At 55.1% G+C, this 16262-nt stretch carries 15 protein-coding genes; 2 read left to right on the top strand and 13 right to left on the bottom strand.

Annotated elements, in window-relative coordinates:
* Positions 1 to 58: 58 nt before the first annotated feature.
* The 3 genes from AC3WQH_RS06355 to AC3WQH_RS06345 all read right to left on the bottom strand — a co-directional run bounded on the left by AC3WQH_RS06355 (position 59) and on the right by AC3WQH_RS06345 (position 3644).
* Entirely contained in the window at positions 59 to 1222 is a 1164-nt protein-coding gene (locus AC3WQH_RS06355) for an FAD-dependent monooxygenase (protein ID WP_376744028.1), read from the bottom strand.
* 138 nt (positions 1223 to 1360) lie between these two features.
* Positions 1361 to 2275: a cysteine synthase A gene (gene cysK, locus AC3WQH_RS06350; protein WP_005833811.1), complete on the bottom strand. Its 915-nt coding sequence runs from the start codon at positions 2273 to 2275 to the stop codon at positions 1361 to 1363.
* A gap of 319 nt (positions 2276 to 2594) precedes the next feature.
* Entirely contained in the window at positions 2595 to 3644 is a 1050-nt protein-coding gene (locus AC3WQH_RS06345) for a hypothetical protein (protein WP_025848220.1), read from the bottom strand.
* Between the two features lie 202 nt (positions 3645 to 3846).
* Between AC3WQH_RS06345 and AC3WQH_RS06340 the strand changes: the two genes are divergently transcribed.
* On the top strand, positions 3847 to 4401 hold the full coding sequence (locus AC3WQH_RS06340) for a DUF3267 domain-containing protein (RefSeq protein WP_235694757.1): 555 nt from the start codon (positions 3847 to 3849) through the stop codon (positions 4399 to 4401).
* A gap of 198 nt (positions 4402 to 4599) precedes the next feature.
* On the opposite strand, the gene AC3WQH_RS06335 is transcribed toward AC3WQH_RS06340, so the two are convergent.
* From AC3WQH_RS06335 to AC3WQH_RS06295, 9 genes are all read right to left on the bottom strand, one after another.
* Positions 4600 to 5586 (bottom strand): ROK family protein, encoded by a 987-nt coding sequence (locus AC3WQH_RS06335; RefSeq protein ID WP_005833816.1) that lies wholly within the window; start codon positions 5584 to 5586, stop codon positions 4600 to 4602.
* Between the two features lie 30 nt (positions 5587 to 5616).
* The gene (locus AC3WQH_RS06330) at positions 5617 to 6438 is read right to left on the bottom strand and encodes a sugar phosphate isomerase/epimerase family protein (protein WP_005833817.1); all 822 of its coding nucleotides are present in this window, start codon (positions 6436 to 6438) and stop codon (positions 5617 to 5619) included.
* A 13-nt stretch (positions 6439 to 6451) separates the two neighbouring features.
* Positions 6452 to 7423, bottom strand: a complete 972-nt coding sequence (locus AC3WQH_RS06325) for a Gfo/Idh/MocA family protein (RefSeq protein WP_492331949.1) — start codon at positions 7421 to 7423, stop codon at positions 6452 to 6454.
* Positions 7424 to 7441: 18 nt separating this feature from the next.
* The gene (locus tag AC3WQH_RS06320; RefSeq protein WP_005833821.1) at positions 7442 to 8416 is read right to left on the bottom strand and encodes a Gfo/Idh/MocA family protein; all 975 of its coding nucleotides are present in this window, start codon (positions 8414 to 8416) and stop codon (positions 7442 to 7444) included.
* Between the two features lie 13 nt (positions 8417 to 8429).
* Complete coding sequence (locus AC3WQH_RS06315; RefSeq protein WP_492331948.1) at positions 8430 to 9419, bottom strand: Gfo/Idh/MocA family protein; 990 nt, start codon at positions 9417 to 9419, stop codon at positions 8430 to 8432.
* Between the two features lie 31 nt (positions 9420 to 9450).
* Positions 9451 to 10293, bottom strand: a complete 843-nt coding sequence (locus AC3WQH_RS06310; RefSeq protein WP_007780639.1) for a carbohydrate ABC transporter permease — start codon at positions 10291 to 10293, stop codon at positions 9451 to 9453.
* A gap of 30 nt (positions 10294 to 10323) precedes the next feature.
* On the bottom strand, positions 10324 to 11271 hold the full coding sequence (locus AC3WQH_RS06305; RefSeq protein WP_005833827.1) for a carbohydrate ABC transporter permease: 948 nt from the start codon (positions 11269 to 11271) through the stop codon (positions 10324 to 10326).
* A 79-nt stretch (positions 11272 to 11350) separates the two neighbouring features.
* Positions 11351 to 12634 carry an ABC transporter substrate-binding protein gene (locus tag AC3WQH_RS06300; protein ID WP_005836649.1) on the bottom strand — a complete coding sequence of 428 codons (1284 nt, stop codon included), beginning with the start codon at positions 12632 to 12634 and terminating at the stop codon, positions 11351 to 11353.
* A 150-nt stretch (positions 12635 to 12784) separates the two neighbouring features.
* Positions 12785 to 13990, bottom strand: coding sequence for an ROK family transcriptional regulator (locus AC3WQH_RS06295; protein ID WP_005836648.1), 1206 nt, complete (start codon positions 13988 to 13990; stop codon positions 12785 to 12787).
* Between the two features lie 466 nt (positions 13991 to 14456).
* Between AC3WQH_RS06295 and AC3WQH_RS06290 the strand changes: the two genes are divergently transcribed.
* A complete protein-coding gene (locus AC3WQH_RS06290; RefSeq protein WP_005836646.1) occupies positions 14457 to 14669 on the top strand; it encodes a PLDc N-terminal domain-containing protein in 213 nt (70 codons plus the stop codon).
* 663 nt (positions 14670 to 15332) lie between these two features.
* Here the strand turns inward: AC3WQH_RS06290 and AC3WQH_RS06285 are convergent.
* Positions 15333 to 16211, bottom strand: coding sequence for a hypothetical protein (locus tag AC3WQH_RS06285; protein ID WP_025847156.1), 879 nt, complete (start codon positions 16209 to 16211; stop codon positions 15333 to 15335).
* Positions 16212 to 16262: the final 51 nt, after the last annotated feature.

The following is a 16262-nucleotide window of genomic DNA, read 5'->3' as shown; positions in this document are numbered from 1 at the left end:
GAACGTTTTGCACAGAAAAAAGCAGGAGCTTTCCGCTCCCTGCTTTTTTGGCTTGCGTCTATACCTCGTGCCCGATAATCCAGTCCAGCCGCCTGCTCTGCACGTCGGCAGGTATCGTTTTCAGCAGCAGGCTGCGAAAGGCGACCGCCAGCGGATTTTCCCATTGCGTCACATAGCCAATCAGCCGCGAGCTGCGCACGATGGCATGCACCCGCTTTTTTCGCAGCCCTTCGTATTCGCGCAAAGCTGTGGAAAAATCAGCGGCGCCTCCCGCTTTTGCCAGGCAGCGCGCCAGCACGAGCGCATCCTCCAGCCCCTGGCCTGCTCCCTGGCCCAGATTCGGCAGCATAGGATGCGCAGCGTCTCCGATCAGCGTTACAAGCCCTGCTCCCCACTGCTTCAGCGGACGGCGGTCGTATATGTCATGGCGCAAAATCGCTTCCTCTGGCGTAGCCGCAATGACAGCCTGCACAGGCTCGTACCAGCCTTCGAACCTGCGCATAGCCGCGAGCTTTCGGGCGATCGGCGAATCTTGTTCGCCCTCTGGCGCGTTGACCGCCGCAAACCAGAAAATTCGGTTGCCGCCGATGTGCGAAAAGCCAAACCGGGCTCCTCTCCCCCACGCTTCGAACCCTCCGTGCGTTTCCACCGGATAGCGCTGGTCTTCGTAGCGGGCTATGCCGCGAATCGCCGTGTAGCCGGAGTAGCGCATTTTCCCCTCGCCAAAAAGCTGCTTGCGAACGCGCGAATGGATGCCGTCCGCGCCAATCAGGACGTCTGCTTCCGCTGTCGTGCCATCCGCAAAAGCCGCCTGCACGCCGCCCTTTTCCTGCGCAAAGGAAACGAGCTTTTTGTCCAGAACGAGATCGTGCGCCGCCACTTTCGCAAGCATGGCCTGCTGCAAATCAGCGCGGTGGATCAAGTAGCTGTCCGCCCCGCAGCGCTTTGCTTGCTGCTCAAAAGCCATCTCGACCAGCACGTTTCCTCGCCAGTCGCGTATTTTCGCCTCGCGAACAGGGGAACCAAGCTCGCGAACGCGCGCCCCCGCCCCGAGCTTATCCAGTGCTTTCATCGCATTGGCTGCGAGCACGATGCCAGCGCCGATGGCTTTTTGCTCCTTGGCCTGCTCGTACAACATCACCTGCCAGCCCGCCTGCTTCAATGCGATGGCAGCCGCCAGCCCGCTCACCCCGGCTCCGGCGATTATAGCCCTTCTGCCCATTTGCATGCCGCTCCTCATCGTGTCTGTTCCTGTCGGAAAGACTTTTTCCAAATAATAACACACCATGCTCGCCCGGGATACGAAAAAGCCGCCTTCTCCCTCGCACAGAAAAGCGGCTTTCGCTTGCTTCGTTTCCTTTTAAAAAAGATTCATGCTCAAATACCGTTCGCCCGTATCCGGCGCGATGCAGACGACCCGCTTGCCCGCTCCCAGCCTTTTCGCGACAGCAACCGCAGCAAACACCGATGCTCCAGACGACGGACCTACCAAAATCCCTTCCAGCGCCGCCAGTTTGCGCATGCTGTCCAGCGCGTCCTCGTCCGCGATCTGGATGATCTCGTCGTAGATGCCCGTATTCAAAATGCGCGGAATAAAGCCCGGACTGGTGCCGACCAGCTTGTGCGGTCCAGGCTTGCCGCCGGACAAAACCGGGGAGCCTTTTGGCTCGACGACGGCGATGTACAGCTCCGGAAGCTGCTCGCGCAACGCTTCGCCTGTCCCCGTAATCGTTCCGCCAGTGCCAGCGGTTGCGACAAAAGCGTCGAGCTGTCCGTTCGTCTGCGCCAAAATTTCGCGGGCAGTCGTGACCCGGTGGATATCGGGATTCGCCTTGTTTTCAAACTGTTGCGGGATGAAGCTGCGCGGAATCTCCTGCTGCAGCTCCTTGGCCTTGGCAATCGCTCCCGGCATCCGCTGCTCGCTTGGCGTCAGCACGACCTCTGCCCCGTACGCTTTTAAGATGTTGATCCGCTCTTTGGACATGTTGTCCGGCATGACCAATATCGCCCGGTACCCTTTGGCCGCGGCGTTCATCGCCAAGCCGATCCCGGTGTTCCCGCTGGTCGGCTCGATAATCGTGTCCCCTGGCCGGATCAGGCCCTCCTGCTCGGCTACGGCAATCAGGTTGTAAGCAGCCCGGTCTTTGACGCTTCCCGACGGGTTGAATTTTTCCAGCTTCACCCATACTTCTGCCGCTCCTTCGGGGACCATCCGGTTCAGGCGAACGAGAGGCGTGTTTCCGATCAGCTCCGTAATACTTTCGTAGACGCTCATAAAAAACCTCCCGACCAAAGCCACAAAGGCTGATTTATACGATTAAGAATAATACAATAAAACCGATCTGAAAATAACAAAATCTCATTCGCTCCAGAGACTTGGCTGCTGCATCGAGCCATTCCCCGAAACCTTGCTATCTAAAGCGAACGCGTCTTGCTTTCCCTCTTCGTCCGAAGTCGTGCCAGGTTGTCCTTCTACCGGATAAACCTCTAGTCCATTCTTTTTTTGCACAATCTGCACAAAAAAGCTCAGCCTCCCGCCGCATCGAGCCGTCCGGAAGCTGAGCCTGTCTTTTTCCGCTATCGGTGTATCAGTGCTAGTAGCCGTACTTGGACCTCGTCTGTTCGAGCACGGCTGCCGCCTGCTGGTAGAGCTTGTTTGCGGAAGCTTTGACGCCCGCCTGCTCTTTTTCCAGCGTGCCGAGCCGCTGCTTCGCCTGCGCGATCGCATCGGAGCCTGTCTTGACCGCGTCCGTCAACGCTTTTTCCCGCTTCTCTGCATCTGTCACGCTCGCCTTGATTTCCTCCCACACCGCCTGCGCGTCTTTCATATCCGTCTCCAGCACCGCGATGATGTCCTGCATGCTCTTTTTCTTTTGCGCAATCGTGCTGTCCATGGCGTTCATCCCGTCGACCAGCACCTTCATGCTGCCGAGCGTCCCGGCCATCACGTCGTATTCCATTTTGCTCAGGCTAGGCTGTTTCGCGTATGTAATCAGCTCGTCCAAAAGACCTTGCAGCTCGACGACCTGGTCTTTGGAAAACTGCAGCTCCTCTGCGAACTGGATTTCCTGCAAATATTGGGCGCTCTCCAGCATATCGGCCGTAAGCCTCCCCGTCTGCTCGACCTTTTTAGCGAACTCGACGCGCGCTGCTTCCTTGGCCCGTTGCTCTTCCACTTCTTTTTTCTTCTGGGCGGCTTCCTGCTCGACGCTGTTCGTCCACGCCGCCAGCTTGTCGTCGTACGTCTGCTTGTTGCTGGCTGCGAGCTTGGTTTCCGCCGGCTCGCCTTGCGCAAGCGGCCCCTGGAACAGCAGCCCGTCTGCGCTCACCTTGGCCTGGAGCTTTTGGCCCGTCGTCTTCTCTTGAAGGGTAAGCGTATCTTTTTCCATCGTCCCCGTCCAGACGCTTGTCTCCGTCTGCAAGCGCGGAATCGTATCCTCGACGAGCAGCTTGGACAACGTTACTTCAACGTTGACCTGGTCATTTTCCGCTGTTACTTTTGCGTACGCCATCCGGCTGTTGTCTTCGTACAAATACCCTTCTGCCAGCGCAATCGGCCCCAGCAAGCGATAGCCCCAAAAGCCCAACGCAATGACAACCAGTAGCGCGATTCCCAGTAATAGACGTTTGTTTTTCCCCTGCATGCTGCGACCCCTCATCCGCTTTTTTCTGTTTCCTTTGGCCTGTTTTTTGCCGAAACGTGCCACAACTTCATCATACATGAACCGCATTCCGAAACCATATGAGTCGAAAGGCCAATTCCTGTGCAGTATGGCGGATTCATTTGAACGCCGTCAGCCCAAAAAGCTATACTTGGAGTATATCATGACAGGAGGCCCGATTGATTTGGAACCCAACTACGTGAAAAAGCAGGTGATCTTGCAGCCGTTAAAAGCCAATTTGCTTGCCTGCGTGTGCTTCCTGCTGTTCGTTCCGGCAGCTTTGTTCGCGTTTCTTTATCAGACGACACTCGCCTTTACGCTCTCGTTTGGCGACTTCTTCCTGTTTTTTCTCGCGGTCGCAGTTGGCGTAATCGTCCATGAACTACTGCACGGAGTCGGCTTCCTGCTCAGCCGCCAGGTGTCTGTCGCAGATATTCGCTTTGGCGTGGTGTGGCGCAAGCTCGTTTTGTACGCTTGCTGCCTGAAGCCGATCTCCATCGGCAGCTATCGGTTTGCCGTCCTGCTTCCGAACTTGCTGCTCGGCGTGCTGCCGCTTTTCCTGGCGTACTTCTTCCATTCGATCTTTTGGTACTTATGGAGCATCGCGATGCTGCTCGGCGGGTTTGGCGACCTGTACATCCTGTGGACGCTTCGCGCTTTTCCCAAGCAAACGAAAATTGCCGACTCGCCAGACAGCATCGGTTATGTTGCCTATGTTCCGGACCCGAAACAGTTGTAAGGAAAATCTGGCAGGTTACGATTACTTGTCTGACGCGAGAACCCTTGGAGATTCTGTCATGCCATCCCGCAGAAAGCGCGAGCGCCTTCCCGCCAAGCCTCCCTCGTCAAGCGTGCCTATGCAAAAGAACCACAGCAAAAAGCCGACGTCTCTGGCAAAACGTCGGCTTCCTTTTATTCCTTCGCGCTTCATCCTCGCTTAGACGGCCACTTTTTTGCGCGCGGCCGGAAAATACATCCCCGCTGCTCCCAGCACGCCCGCTTCCGCTCCCATCGTGCTCAACTGAATCGTCGCCTGGCTCGCCATGCGCGAGATGCAGCGCTGGCGGATTACCCGCTGCGCTTCTTCGAGCAGGATCTGTCCGTTGTTCATGACTCCGCCGCCGAACACGATCACCTGCGGATTGAACAGGTGGATCAAGTTGGTCAGGCCGACGCCGAGGTAGTAGCCAGCCTGCCGCAGCAAGTCGATGCTGAGCGCATCCCCGCTCTGTGCCTGCTCGCCGATCTCCTTGGCCGTAATGCGGCTGAGCTCGCCCGTGGTGCAAGTGCGCAAGGAGCTGGCCGTACCGGATTGCAACTGCTCCTGCGCCATTTTGGCGAGCGCAAGCCCGGAGACGTAGTTTTCCAGGCAGCCTCTGTTCCCGCAGGCGCAGAGCGGTCCTTCCGGGTCAAGCGATATGTGCCCGAACTCTCCCGCGCTGTCGCCGATTCCGGTAATCAGGCGGCCGCCGCTGATGATGCCGGCTCCCACGCCCGTGCTGACCGTCACGTAAATGAGATCATCCGTGCCACTGGCGCTGCCAAAAGCCCATTCCGCCACCGCTGCCGCATTGGCGTCGTTGATGAGCTGCACCGGAACGCCAAACCGTTCGTGCAGCCTGTCGCCGATTGCCACGTCGCTCCAGTTCAGATTGCTCGCAAAGATGACCATGTGCCGATGCGTATCAATAATTCCGGCAGTAGCGATTCCGATTCCGCGTATTTGCGCGAGGCCGACACCGCTGTCCGCAAGCACGGACTGCACCAGATCGCCAATTCGCAAAATGACAGCATCAGCCTCGTCCTCCTTTTGCGTCGGCGCATTCGCTTGGCTCAGGATGCAGCCATTCTGGTCGACGATAGCAGCGATGATTTTCGTGCCTCCCAGGTCAATTCCGATGGCATATGGTTTGTCTTGGGTCATCCTTTGACTCACATCCTCGCTGTCTGTTCTCTATTGAAAAATGGCGTCAAGCGCCTGGGAGCACTGCGCGAGCAGCAGCTTTGGCTTGTGGGCAAACGGCGAGATTTCCGGGATGACATAGCCGCTGTACTCCACCTCGCGCAGCGCCTCCACCACGCGATCCCACGGGATGTCGCCAGCCAAAAGCGGCACGAATCCGGTAATGTTGCCCGTCGACGTCTTGAAATCTTTGACGTGAATGGCGCGGATTCTTTTCCCCAAAATCCGGATCCACTGCTCGGGAAACCCGAACTGCAGCACGTTGCCGACATCGAAATAAGCGCCTACCCACGGGCTATTCACTTCGTCGATCAGTCCGGCCATTTCCAGCGGACTGAGCAGGAACTTGTTCCAGACGTTTTCGATGCCGATGTGCACCTGCTTGGCCGCTGCCGTTTGCGCCAGCCGCACGAGCGCCTCGCGTGCGCGCTCATACGCCTTGTCGTACGAAACCTCCGCCGTCACCAGTCCAGGCACCACGAGCACCGTCCGGGCGCCAAAAATGCTCGCCGCCTCGATCATTTTCTCGACGACCCGAATGCCTTTTTCGCGAACTGCTTCGTCATTGTGCGTAAGCGGGTACTTCCACAAAAGCGCCGTCGAGACGCTCGGCAGTTCCAGCCCATGCTCGCGGGCCTTTTGCGCGAGCAGCCGTAACTCTTCCTCCGTCATCTCCAGATGCAAGCAAGCGTCCCCTTCGTCGAGATTCAGCTCGACGCCCGCGTACCCGTACGCTTTTGCCTGCCGGAAAATGTCCTCTGCTCCGGTTTCCTTCGGGAAGCACCAGGCGTTGATTCCTTTTTGAAAAAACATGCTGTTCACTCCCTTATTCATCGTGCGAAATCGTGACAGGTGTGCCTGACTTCGCAGACTGATTGGCCGCCAACGTAACCGCCAGCGTCTTTTTCGCCGAGGCATACGGTGACAGGACCAGGCTCGCATCCCCTGTTTCGATTGCCGTGACAAACGCCCGGTCTTGCTTCCTGTACATGTCCACCGTTGCTTCTGTCGTGCGCGTTCCCGCCTCGTCCGTGATCGTCAGCTTTCGGCCGTCGATCTGGACGCGGAAATGCTTCCCGAGAATTTCCACCCCTGTGCGGTGATCGGCCTGGATGAAGCACGTATCGAGCTGCCCGATCGCCCCTGTTGCAAACGACAGGCTGACCGCCGATACTTCGGGAATGTCGATGCCGTCGATGTCTTGCGAGGCCAAAAGCGCCATCTGGGCGTACACTTTTTCCACGTCCCCGGCCAAAAAGCGCATCATGTCGAGCGTATGCGTCGCCTGCTCAACTAGCTGGCCCCCGGATTTGCCCATCTGCCGCCACCACGGCGTCTCCACAAATTTGGTCAAATAATGGCCGCGCACCAGCGCGATTTGCTTGTCAGCCAAATAGTCGCGGGCCTGCTGCACGATGTCCAGATAGCGCAGGCAATAGCCTGTCGCGCTGATAATTCCTGCTTTCTCGATCGCCGCCTGCTTCCTCTTGACTGTCTCCAGATCCAGTCCGATCGGCTTTTCCACGAACAGGTGAATGCCTCTGGCCGCAGCCTGCTCCTCGATTTCTTCATGGGCAAAAGGCGGAACGCAGACAAACAGCGCATCGAGCTGTTCATGCGCGAGCAGCTCCCGCCAGGACGTGTAGCCCGCAGCCCCGATCTGCTCAGCCGTAGACGCCGCCGCTTCCTTGTTCACGTCGCAGACGGCTGTGACTCTCACCCGTTCGTCAGCGAGCAAGCCTTTCAGGTGATGCTGTCCAATCCCGCCAACGCCAATCATTCCGATCTGTATGCTCACTCTCGTTCACCGTCCCAGCTAGCGTATGACTACCGGCTGCTTCTGCTCAGCCGACTGGTAGGCAGCAAGCGCGACTTCCACCGCCCGCATGCCGTCCTCTCCCGTTACCGATGGCGCTTTTTTCTCCCGGACGCTCGCGACAAAGTCGCTCACCAACTGGCTGTCCATGTCGTCGCCCCAGTTCACCCACTTCAAGCCTTTGTCGTTGCTGTACACGTCGAGCTTTTGCGAAAAGGCGTCGAGCGAAATCGTGCCTTCCGTGCCGATAATCTCCATCGTGACGTCGCCCCAGACCGGAAACGTCTTGTTGCGCGACCAACTGCAATCGAGCGTGGCAAACACGCCGTTTTCAAATTCGAGCGTCAAAATGCCGCAGTCGTCAATCGGAGTAGCGGAAAACTTGCTGTCTACCTCCGCGTACACCTCGCGCACTTCTGCGCCCATGAACCAGCGCATCAAATCGACGACGTGCACCGTATGGTCGATGACTGCGCCGCCGCCGGATTGGGCCGGATCGACGAACCAGCCGCCCGGATTTTGCCCCCGGTTCGTCCCGCGGATCGCCATGATGCGGCCGATCTTGCCTTGCTCCACGAGCTGTTTGGCCCGCACGACCGCCGGATGGAACCGGACCGGGAACGCCGTCTGCAAAATGACGCCTTGCTCGCGGCACACGTCGATCATTTCCTCGGCCGCCGCCAGCGTGGTCGCGAGCGGCTTTTCGCACAGGATATGCTTGCCTGCCTTCGCCGCTGCTACGGTATGCTCATGATGCTTCGCATTTTCCGAAGTGATGATGACCGCGTCGATGTCCGTTTTCAAAAGCTCGCGATAATCGCGGTAAAACGGTACGCCCCACTTCTCTGCCGCCGCCTTGCCGCGCGCTTCGTCCTCGTCGGCAACCCCGACCAATTGTACGCCCGCAAGCTTCCCGACAGCATTCGCGTAGCTGTACGCATGCATATGTGCGACACTGATGATTCCCAGTTTCATATGTGGTCCCCTCCTACACTAGCGTTACGGGCTTGCCCGTTTCGATTGACTCAAGCGCGGCTCGCGCGATTTCCACTGCCTTCACGGCATCCTCGACCGTCACGCGCGGCTCGCGGTCGTTTTCGATGCAGTCGATGAAGTGCTTCAGCTCGCGGAAATACGGATTTTCCCGCAACGGACTCTCCGGCACCGCCACTCCGCTCATGCCCGCCTGCTTCGCGCGGTTGACCGCGATCAGCGGCTTTTCCTTCGCGCTGTCGTACTGAATGATGCCTTCGCTGCCAGCCAGCTCCATTTTCATCGAGAAGCCTTCATGCGCCCACGAGCCTTCCACGTGCGCGATCATCCCGTTTTGAAACCGCAGCGTCACCAGCGCGTAATCCATCCGCGCGAATCCGCGCCCGAGCAAGCTTTTCGCATAGACGCGCTCCACGTCGCCGAAGCACCAGCGCAAAAAGTCAAAGTCGTGAATAATCATGTCCAGCACGAGGCCGCCGCTGTTTTTGTAGTCGGCATACCAGTCGTTCCACGCGGTCGGAAAAATCCCGCCCCGGAACGTCCGCGCCACGCCGACATTGCCAATCGCGCCGTCCTGCACCAGTTGACGGGACTTCTCGTACTCGGGGAAAAAGCGCAGGACGTGGCCGACGAACAGCTTGACGTTTTTCTCGCGGCAGTAGTCTACGATGGACTCTGCTTCTTCCTTGTTGCGCGCCAGCGGCTTTTCGCAGATGATGTGCTTGCCGGCGTCGGCTGCTTTTTGCACGTACGTCTTGTGCAGGTAGGTCGGCAGGCACACGTCAATGATGTCTACCCGCGCGAGCTTTTCCATCGCTTCCTCATAGCTTGCGAACCACTCTGTCTTCGTCTCGGCCGCCAGCTCGCGACCGCGTTCTGCGCGAATGTCGACAATGCCGACCAGCTCAACGTTTTCCATAGCAGCGTAAGAGCGTGCGTGAACAGTTCGCATCGTACCTGCTCCGATTACCAGAACATGATGCATATTGGTTTTTCACTCCTTCTGGGGAAAATGGCTATTTGGACCCGGTTAGGGTAATTCCCTCGACAAAATGCTTTTGCAAGAAAATAAAGACAATAATCATCGGCCAAATGGCAAGAACGGAGCCGGCCATCAAAATCGGATAGTTCGTCATGTTCGTATGTTCTCCGGTCAGATAAGCCAATCCTGCGGACAAGGTCATTTTATCCGGCGTACTGTTGACGATCAGCGGCCACATCAGGTCGTTCCAGGACCAGAGGGCGACGAAAATCGCCAGTGCGATCAGCCCGGGCTTGGCCAGCGGCAGCATGATCCGCCAGTAAATCTGGAAGTGGTTGCAGCCGTCCAGCTTCGCCGCTTCCTCCAGCTCTTTTGGCAAGGACATGAAAAACTGGCGCAACAGAAACGTTCCGAATGCGCTGAACAGTCCCGGCACAATCAACGCCGTGAGCGTATTCAGCCAGCCCAGCTCCTTCATGATGAGAAACTGCGGGAGCAAAAACACTTGCCCCGGCACCATCAAGACGGACAAAAACACGATGAACAAGGCGTTTCTCCCCGGAAACTCGATGCGGGCGAACGCGTACGCCGCAAGCGAACACAAGAACACTTGCCCGACGACTTTCACCACGGTAGTCAAGATCGTATTCCAGTAAAAATCGTAAAAAGGCAGCATCTCGAAAATATGCGTGTAGTTCTCCCATTGCAGCGCCGTCGGCCAGATGACAGGCGGCACCTGCGTCGACTCGCCCAGCGTTTTCAGCGAGGTGAGCACCATCCAGACAAACGGCGCGACCATCACCAGAGCGCCAGCGATCAAAACAAGATGAATCAATACGTTTTTGGCTGCTCGATTACGTCCTGTTCGGACACTCATCCCTCATTCCTCCCATCCCGTCATGCTCGCTTAATCGTAGTGAACCCATTTTTTCTGCATTTTCATCTGGACGGCCGTCACAATCAGGATCAGCACGAGCAGCACGACAGCCACTGCGGCTGCATAGCCTCCGTTGCCCGACTCGAAGCCGTTGGTGAAGAACAAATACGCGACTGTTTGCGTAGCCTCGGTCGCCGGATTGCCCAGCTTGCCGATCATCAAATAAATCAGGTCAAACACCTGGAAGGCGCCAATCAGCGACGTAATGCTGACGAAAAAAATCGACGGCGTCAACAGCGGCAGCGTGATGGTGAAAAACATGCGCACAGGTCCGGCGCCATCCATTTCGGCCGCTTCGTAGTAGCTGCGCGGAATGCCCTGCAAGCCCGCGAGGAAAATGACCATGTTGTAGCCGATCGAGCTCCAGACCGCCACGATAATGACGGCGTACAGCGCGATCGCCGGGTCGGATATCCAGCGCGGCCCCTCAATTCCCACCAGCCCGAGCAAGTAGTTGATTAAACCGTAATCGGCGTTGTACAGCCATCTCCACACCATCGCCACGGCAGCCGCCATCGTCACGACCGGCAAGAAATACAGCGTGCGGTAAAACGAGATGCCTTTGATTTTTTGGTTCAGCAAAACGGCGATCAATATGGAGATGGCGATACTGGCAGGCACCGCGAGCACCGTATAGACGAACGTATTTTTCAGCGCGATCCACATGTTCGGGTCCTGGAACAGCAGCACGTAGTTGTCGACGCCCGTCCATTTGTACTTGCCGAAGCCTCCCCATTTGGTAAAGCTGAGATAGATGGTTTGCACGACTGGCCATATGTAAAACACACCCAAACCGATCAGCGTCGGCGCGATCATGAGATACGCCCAAAGCCAGTCACTTCGCTTCATCCGGTTCAACGATTTTTCCGCTTTTGGCCGGGCAGCGGCATGCACCTCAGGCTGAAGTTGGCTGCTCATCGCAATATCCCCCCTGACAATAAGCTCGTAGCAGGGGATGGCTCCGTTCACCCTCCGAAGCCATCCGCCCGTTGAAACCCTACTCTTGCGCCAGCAGCTCGTTCATTTTTTGCGCAAGCTCTTTGGCTGCATCCTCCACACTCATTTGGCCCGCCCAGGCTTTGGTCATGTACTCCGTCTCCAGCTTGGCCCACTTCGCCGTATCTTTGGAAATCGGGTACGCCTTGGCGTTCGCTGCCTGATCGATGAAAATTTGCAGATTGAAGTTCGGCATCGACTTGACCCACGTATCCTGGGTGCCGTTGAACGCCGGAATCGCCGCGCCTTTGCTCGCCTGAATCTCAGCCGCTTCCTTGGAGCCCAAGTACTTCACAAATTCCCACGCTTCTTTCGGATGCTTCGTGTTCGCCGCGATCACATTGCCCAGGCCGTGAATGACGCTGGTGTTTTCCTTGCCTTTTGGCAAATACGCGACGTCTACCTTGTCTTTTGTATATTCGTTGGTGTGAAAAGCGCTCGCCATCCACGAACCCGTGTAAATCATCGCCACCTTGCCCGACTCGAACAACTGCGTGGACTCGGTTTCCGACATTTGCGCCGCAGACGGGGACACTTTGTCGTTAATCATGTCGACCCACAGCTTCAGCCCCTCGATCGTTTCCGGTTTGTCAAAGCCCGACGACTTCTTGTCCTCGGAGATGACGTACCCGCCGCTCTGGAAGATCGTGTTGTAGTAGTTGTCCTGTCCGTACGGCGCTGCCGCGATGCCCCAGATGCCTTTTTTCTCGTCTGTCAGCTTTTTCGCCGCTTCCTTCAGCTTGTTCCAGTCCCATGTCTCGTCCGGATAAGGCACGTTCGCTTCATCAAACAGTTTTTTGTTGTACCAGAGGCCAATGGTGTCAAAATCTTTCGGCAATGCGTAGTTTTGTCCCTCGTATGTGTACAGATCAACCAGCGCCTTCGGGTAGTTCCCGAGGTCGATGCCGTCCGCCTTGATCTGGTCTGTGATCGGCAACAACACGTCGTTTGCCGCGTACTTGATGATCCGCGGGCCGTTGATCCAGAAAACGTCCGGCAACGTGCCGCCAGTCGCAGCCGCTTCCATCTTCGTCCAATACTGTTTGTTCGGCGTCAGCTCGATCTTGATGTCAATATTGGGATTGGCTTCGTGGAATTTCTTCGCAATTTCCTCCATGGCCGGCATCTGGTTTTTGTCCCACAGGGCGTACGTAAGCGTTACCTTTTCTCCGCTTGCCGCACCCGGCTGTTGCCCTTCAGACGGGGCGGCGCTTTGTCCGCCACCGGAACATCCTGCCACCGCTACCAACAGAGCGGCCATCGCCAATGAAACCAACTTTTTCATGTGAAATCCCTCCTCGACATTACGTTCTCCTCTGTTTTACCCCCAGCTTTTGATTGAAACGACTGTGCCTTGACCTCCGCGGCTCCCCCCTTTCACCATCCGAGGCTCACTTTCTTTTTCCAATGCTAAAATAAAGTCTGCAAAAAGGAACTACAGGCTGAAATGAAAAACGTCCTGTAGCAGTACGGCAGCGGCTGCCTTGACTTCAAAGTCCGCTCCCAGCATAGTCGGGCGGAACTCCAGCCCTTCCACCATGATGCCCATTGCCTGCTCCCGCACCTGTTTTTCGATACGCTCGAACAAGACGTGGTTGTCGCGCATCATTTCCCCGCCGAGAATAATCAGGCTCGGGTTGAACAGATTGACCAGATTGACGATGCCGATCGACAAATACGACGCGATCTCTTCCACGATGTCCTCGCACACCTGGTCTTTTTGCTGCAAGGCTTGGCGGAACACGTCAAACGTAATTTTCGTCAAATCTCCGCCAGCCAGCTCCAGCACGAGCGTCTCTTTGCCGCGCGCAATCGCGGACAACAAGCCCGTGTAGATCGCCGGCCAGGCGACGTAGTTTTCCAGACAGCCGACATTGCCGCAATCGCAGCGCATGCCGCTCCGGTCCACTGTCGTATGCCCAAACTCGCCCGCGCCCCCGCGGCTTCCGCGGAAAATGGAACCGTTTACAACAAGACCTGAACCTACCCCTTCTCCGACTGTCACAAACAGCAGGTTGTCGGCATCAAGCCCCACGCCGAAGTTTTTTTCCGCCAGCGCGATCGCATTGGCGTCATTGTCCAGCCACGTCTCCATGCCAAAGCGCTGCTCGGCGAGATCCTTCAGCGGAACATCCGTCAGCCGCAGCTTGGAGTTGAAGCGAATCACGCCGCTTGCCGCATCGACAATCCCCGGCGCGATGATCGAAATGCCGAGGCAACGGGTGACATCCTCCACCTGCCCCAAGAAGTCCGCGATCGAATCCAGCACGTACTGCACGATCCGCTCGCTCACCATGTCAGGACCGACCGGGTACACCTGCTTGCGCTTGGTCGCCGCCTCCAGGTTCATCTCGGCAATCGTAATCGCCGTATTCGTGATGGAAACGCCGATCAAAAACTTCCCGTCCGGGCAAAAGCGCACCATGATCGGCTTGCGCCCGCCCTTCGATTCCCCTGTGCCATCCTCCGCTACCAATCCGTCGCGAATCAGCTCGTTGACGGCCGAAGTGACGGTGGTAGGGCTGATGCCTTGCCTTTTGGCGATGTCGCTGCGCGAGATGGGCCCATGCTGGCGGATTGTATCGAGTATGATAAAGCGATTCAGTTCTTGAATGAGTTTCAAATCTCCAGTCCTGCGCATCGTATAAGCTCATCCTTTGTTTTTCCAATGACTTTATAAAGTCATCTTAGCAGAATATTCAAGCTTGTGTCAATTTGGATTTTTCAGTTTTTTATGAGTTTTCTTCGTGTTCCGGTTGCTGTCGGGAGCTTTGGAAATGGCATTGTCTTCCTGTATGATGGGGAGAGGAAGGTCTGCTTCTTGCCCCAAATCTCGCAACTAAACCAAAGGTGGTGCTGTCTATGGGTTCTCATCATTTGCTCCATCGAGAGATCAGAGGCTGCTTGCTGCCCTATCTGTTTTATTGCTTCCTCTCAAAACTGACGTTGCAAAGGTTCCGCCCGATTGAGGGCAAGAAAAAAGAATACGAGACAAAATGGCGCGAGAGCCGCTATTTGTAGGAGGTCTACCTGCGCATGTGCAATAACCTAATTTTTGGTATAATTAGAAAAAGTAGCATACTTATCCGACAAAGCAGGTGATTCGATTGGCAAGTTTGGGCGACTCTTCGATTGTGATGTTTCTGCCCTTGCTATTATTTTTGCTTTTCAACGCGATAAACATCCTCATCAGCATTTGGGCCTACCGCGATTCGCGGCGCAGAGGCAACAGCAAAGAATTTTCCGTTATCGTGCTGGTTGCGCTGCTTTTTTTCCCGGTGATCGGGTTGATTGTGTATTTGATTATACGGAAGGATTAGGCTTTGCCGGGATGCGATATTGAGCATCCCTCTTTCGTGTTCACCTGCCAGCCCTGCCAATCTGGCTCGACGGAATCACCGTTCAGCTTTGCGAAAAGGAGCATTTTCATAGACCGGCAGGCTCGAAGCTAAGCCAGCAGTCATTTTTTTGCGTGCTACACAGCTCAACATGTCACCTATGCGGAGGGAACGATGAAGGAAACAAATCCCTAGATGGTTTTTTGGGCGCTGCTTGCTTGCCAGTGCCCAAAATCGCGTTGAATGGTGGATTGATCGGAAAAACAACGTCCGAGCGGTATGGCTGTTCGGCAACTTTTTTATGTTTTATTTGGCGATGAACATCCCGTTTCTTGCTTCTATGCAGGAAAACGCAGCTTTTCACTGGGCAATCATATCGTGATGCACTTCGCGGCTTTGCAAGTAGTTATGCAGTATTTTTCCAAACAAAAACATGAAAAGGAAAATTTTTCTTAATAGTGAATTTGGAATTTTAAGGAGGGGCTTTTGTGAACACTGCCATTGCGATTCTCACTTTTATCGGAGATCTCATCCCATTAATCGTTCAACTGCTAAAAGCCTTTGCTTAATTTCCGAACGATCCGCAATGCAAGGGGCTGTTCCTCTGTCATTTTCCATGACGTAAGGGACAGCCCCTTCTCTCATTTAGCTCATTGTCTCAATTTCATTCCTATTGATGAGAAAACAATCGCCAGGTTTATCGCTAATTCTTTCGTGAACAAAAATAATCGTCCAGTCCATGGTCGAGTCAAACAGATACATATCAAAAGTGAAACGCGTGTAAGATTGCATCAATTTTGCTGCATCCATCGTAAACACTTTGCCGTATGCGAACTCTTTGCCTAACTTGCTTGTTGCGTCCCAGAAAAACAGCACTTCTTGTTTGCTTTTCAAAAAATCTGTTGCTTCAGCCAAGCTCATCCCTTGCATTTTGCAGCAAGCCTCTTTTCCCAAAAACTCCCAAAGGAATCCTCTGTGCAATGTTGCATATCTTTTATAGAGAAACTTGCGAATTTGGTTACTGTTTACATCGAAAAATGTTTCTATGTACTGCCTGCGAAGCAGTTTTGCCCTCGCTTCTGGCAAAACGGGAATCTGCCGCACATTCACGACATCTGGCAAGTATTCTACTGAACGATAAACGTATTCGTGATACTTGCTTGCTGCTCCAAATACAAACTCTCTATATTCGCTATATTCGTCCCCTTCAAGCACCTCGTAATTCGTCATCGAAAACATGTCATGTTCATAGGTAGATAAAATTCTAGGTACTTTGGAGTAAAGCCCCGCAGGTATTTTCGCAGCTATAAACGTTTCCGGGATATTCGCAATGGAACTGACTCGCTTGCCAAATATATATTTTTCCCCACTTGAAAAGAAATAATAGACATTATGTTTCATCACATGTTCAATCTCTGACAAGATCGGGTCAGGCGCTTCGAAAAATTCATCCCAATCAAAATCCAGATCAACCTCTATACCTGCGATATAAATTTCTTCCATTTCCACAATGTTTAAACGCATTCTATCCTCCTTATCTCACTAAAATCATAGCAGAAAAACGTCCCCAGACAG

Source organism: Brevibacillus sp. FW301-21C12A (genome assembly GCF_058788915.1).
The sequence above is the reverse complement of the archived record's forward strand: the minus strand, read 5'-3'. Positions and strand labels throughout refer to the sequence as shown.

Coding starts and splice junctions, on each gene's coding strand:
- AC3WQH_RS06300 (WP_005836649.1), bottom strand. CDS start 12,634: ATGAAAAAGTTGGTTTCATTGGCGATGGCCGCTCTGTTGGTAGCGGTG.
- AC3WQH_RS06345 (WP_025848220.1), bottom strand. CDS start 3,644: ATGCAGGGGAAAAACAAACGTCTATTACTGGGAATCGCGCTACTGGTT.
- AC3WQH_RS06310 (WP_007780639.1), bottom strand. CDS start 10,293: ATGAGTGTCCGAACAGGACGTAATCGAGCAGCCAAAAACGTATTGATT.
- AC3WQH_RS06315 (WP_492331948.1), bottom strand. CDS start 9,419: ATGCATCATGTTCTGGTAATCGGAGCAGGTACGATGCGAACTGTTCAC.
- AC3WQH_RS06335 (WP_005833816.1), bottom strand. CDS start 5,586: ATGACCCAAGACAAACCATATGCCATCGGAATTGACCTGGGAGGCACG.
- AC3WQH_RS06355 (WP_376744028.1), bottom strand. CDS start 1,222: ATGGGCAGAAGGGCTATAATCGCCGGAGCCGGGGTGAGCGGGCTGGCG.
- AC3WQH_RS06320 (WP_005833821.1), bottom strand. CDS start 8,416: ATGAAACTGGGAATCATCAGTGTCGCACATATGCATGCGTACAGCTAC.
- AC3WQH_RS06285 (WP_025847156.1), bottom strand. CDS start 16,211: ATGCGTTTAAACATTGTGGAAATGGAAGAAATTTATATCGCAGGTATA.
- AC3WQH_RS06295 (WP_005836648.1), bottom strand. CDS start 13,990: ATGCGCAGGACTGGAGATTTGAAACTCATTCAAGAACTGAATCGCTTT.
- AC3WQH_RS06305 (WP_005833827.1), bottom strand. CDS start 11,271: ATGAGCAGCCAACTTCAGCCTGAGGTGCATGCCGCTGCCCGGCCAAAA.
- cysK (WP_005833811.1), bottom strand. CDS start 2,275: ATGAGCGTCTACGAAAGTATTACGGAGCTGATCGGAAACACGCCTCTC.
- AC3WQH_RS06330 (WP_005833817.1), bottom strand. CDS start 6,438: ATGTTTTTTCAAAAAGGAATCAACGCCTGGTGCTTCCCGAAGGAAACC.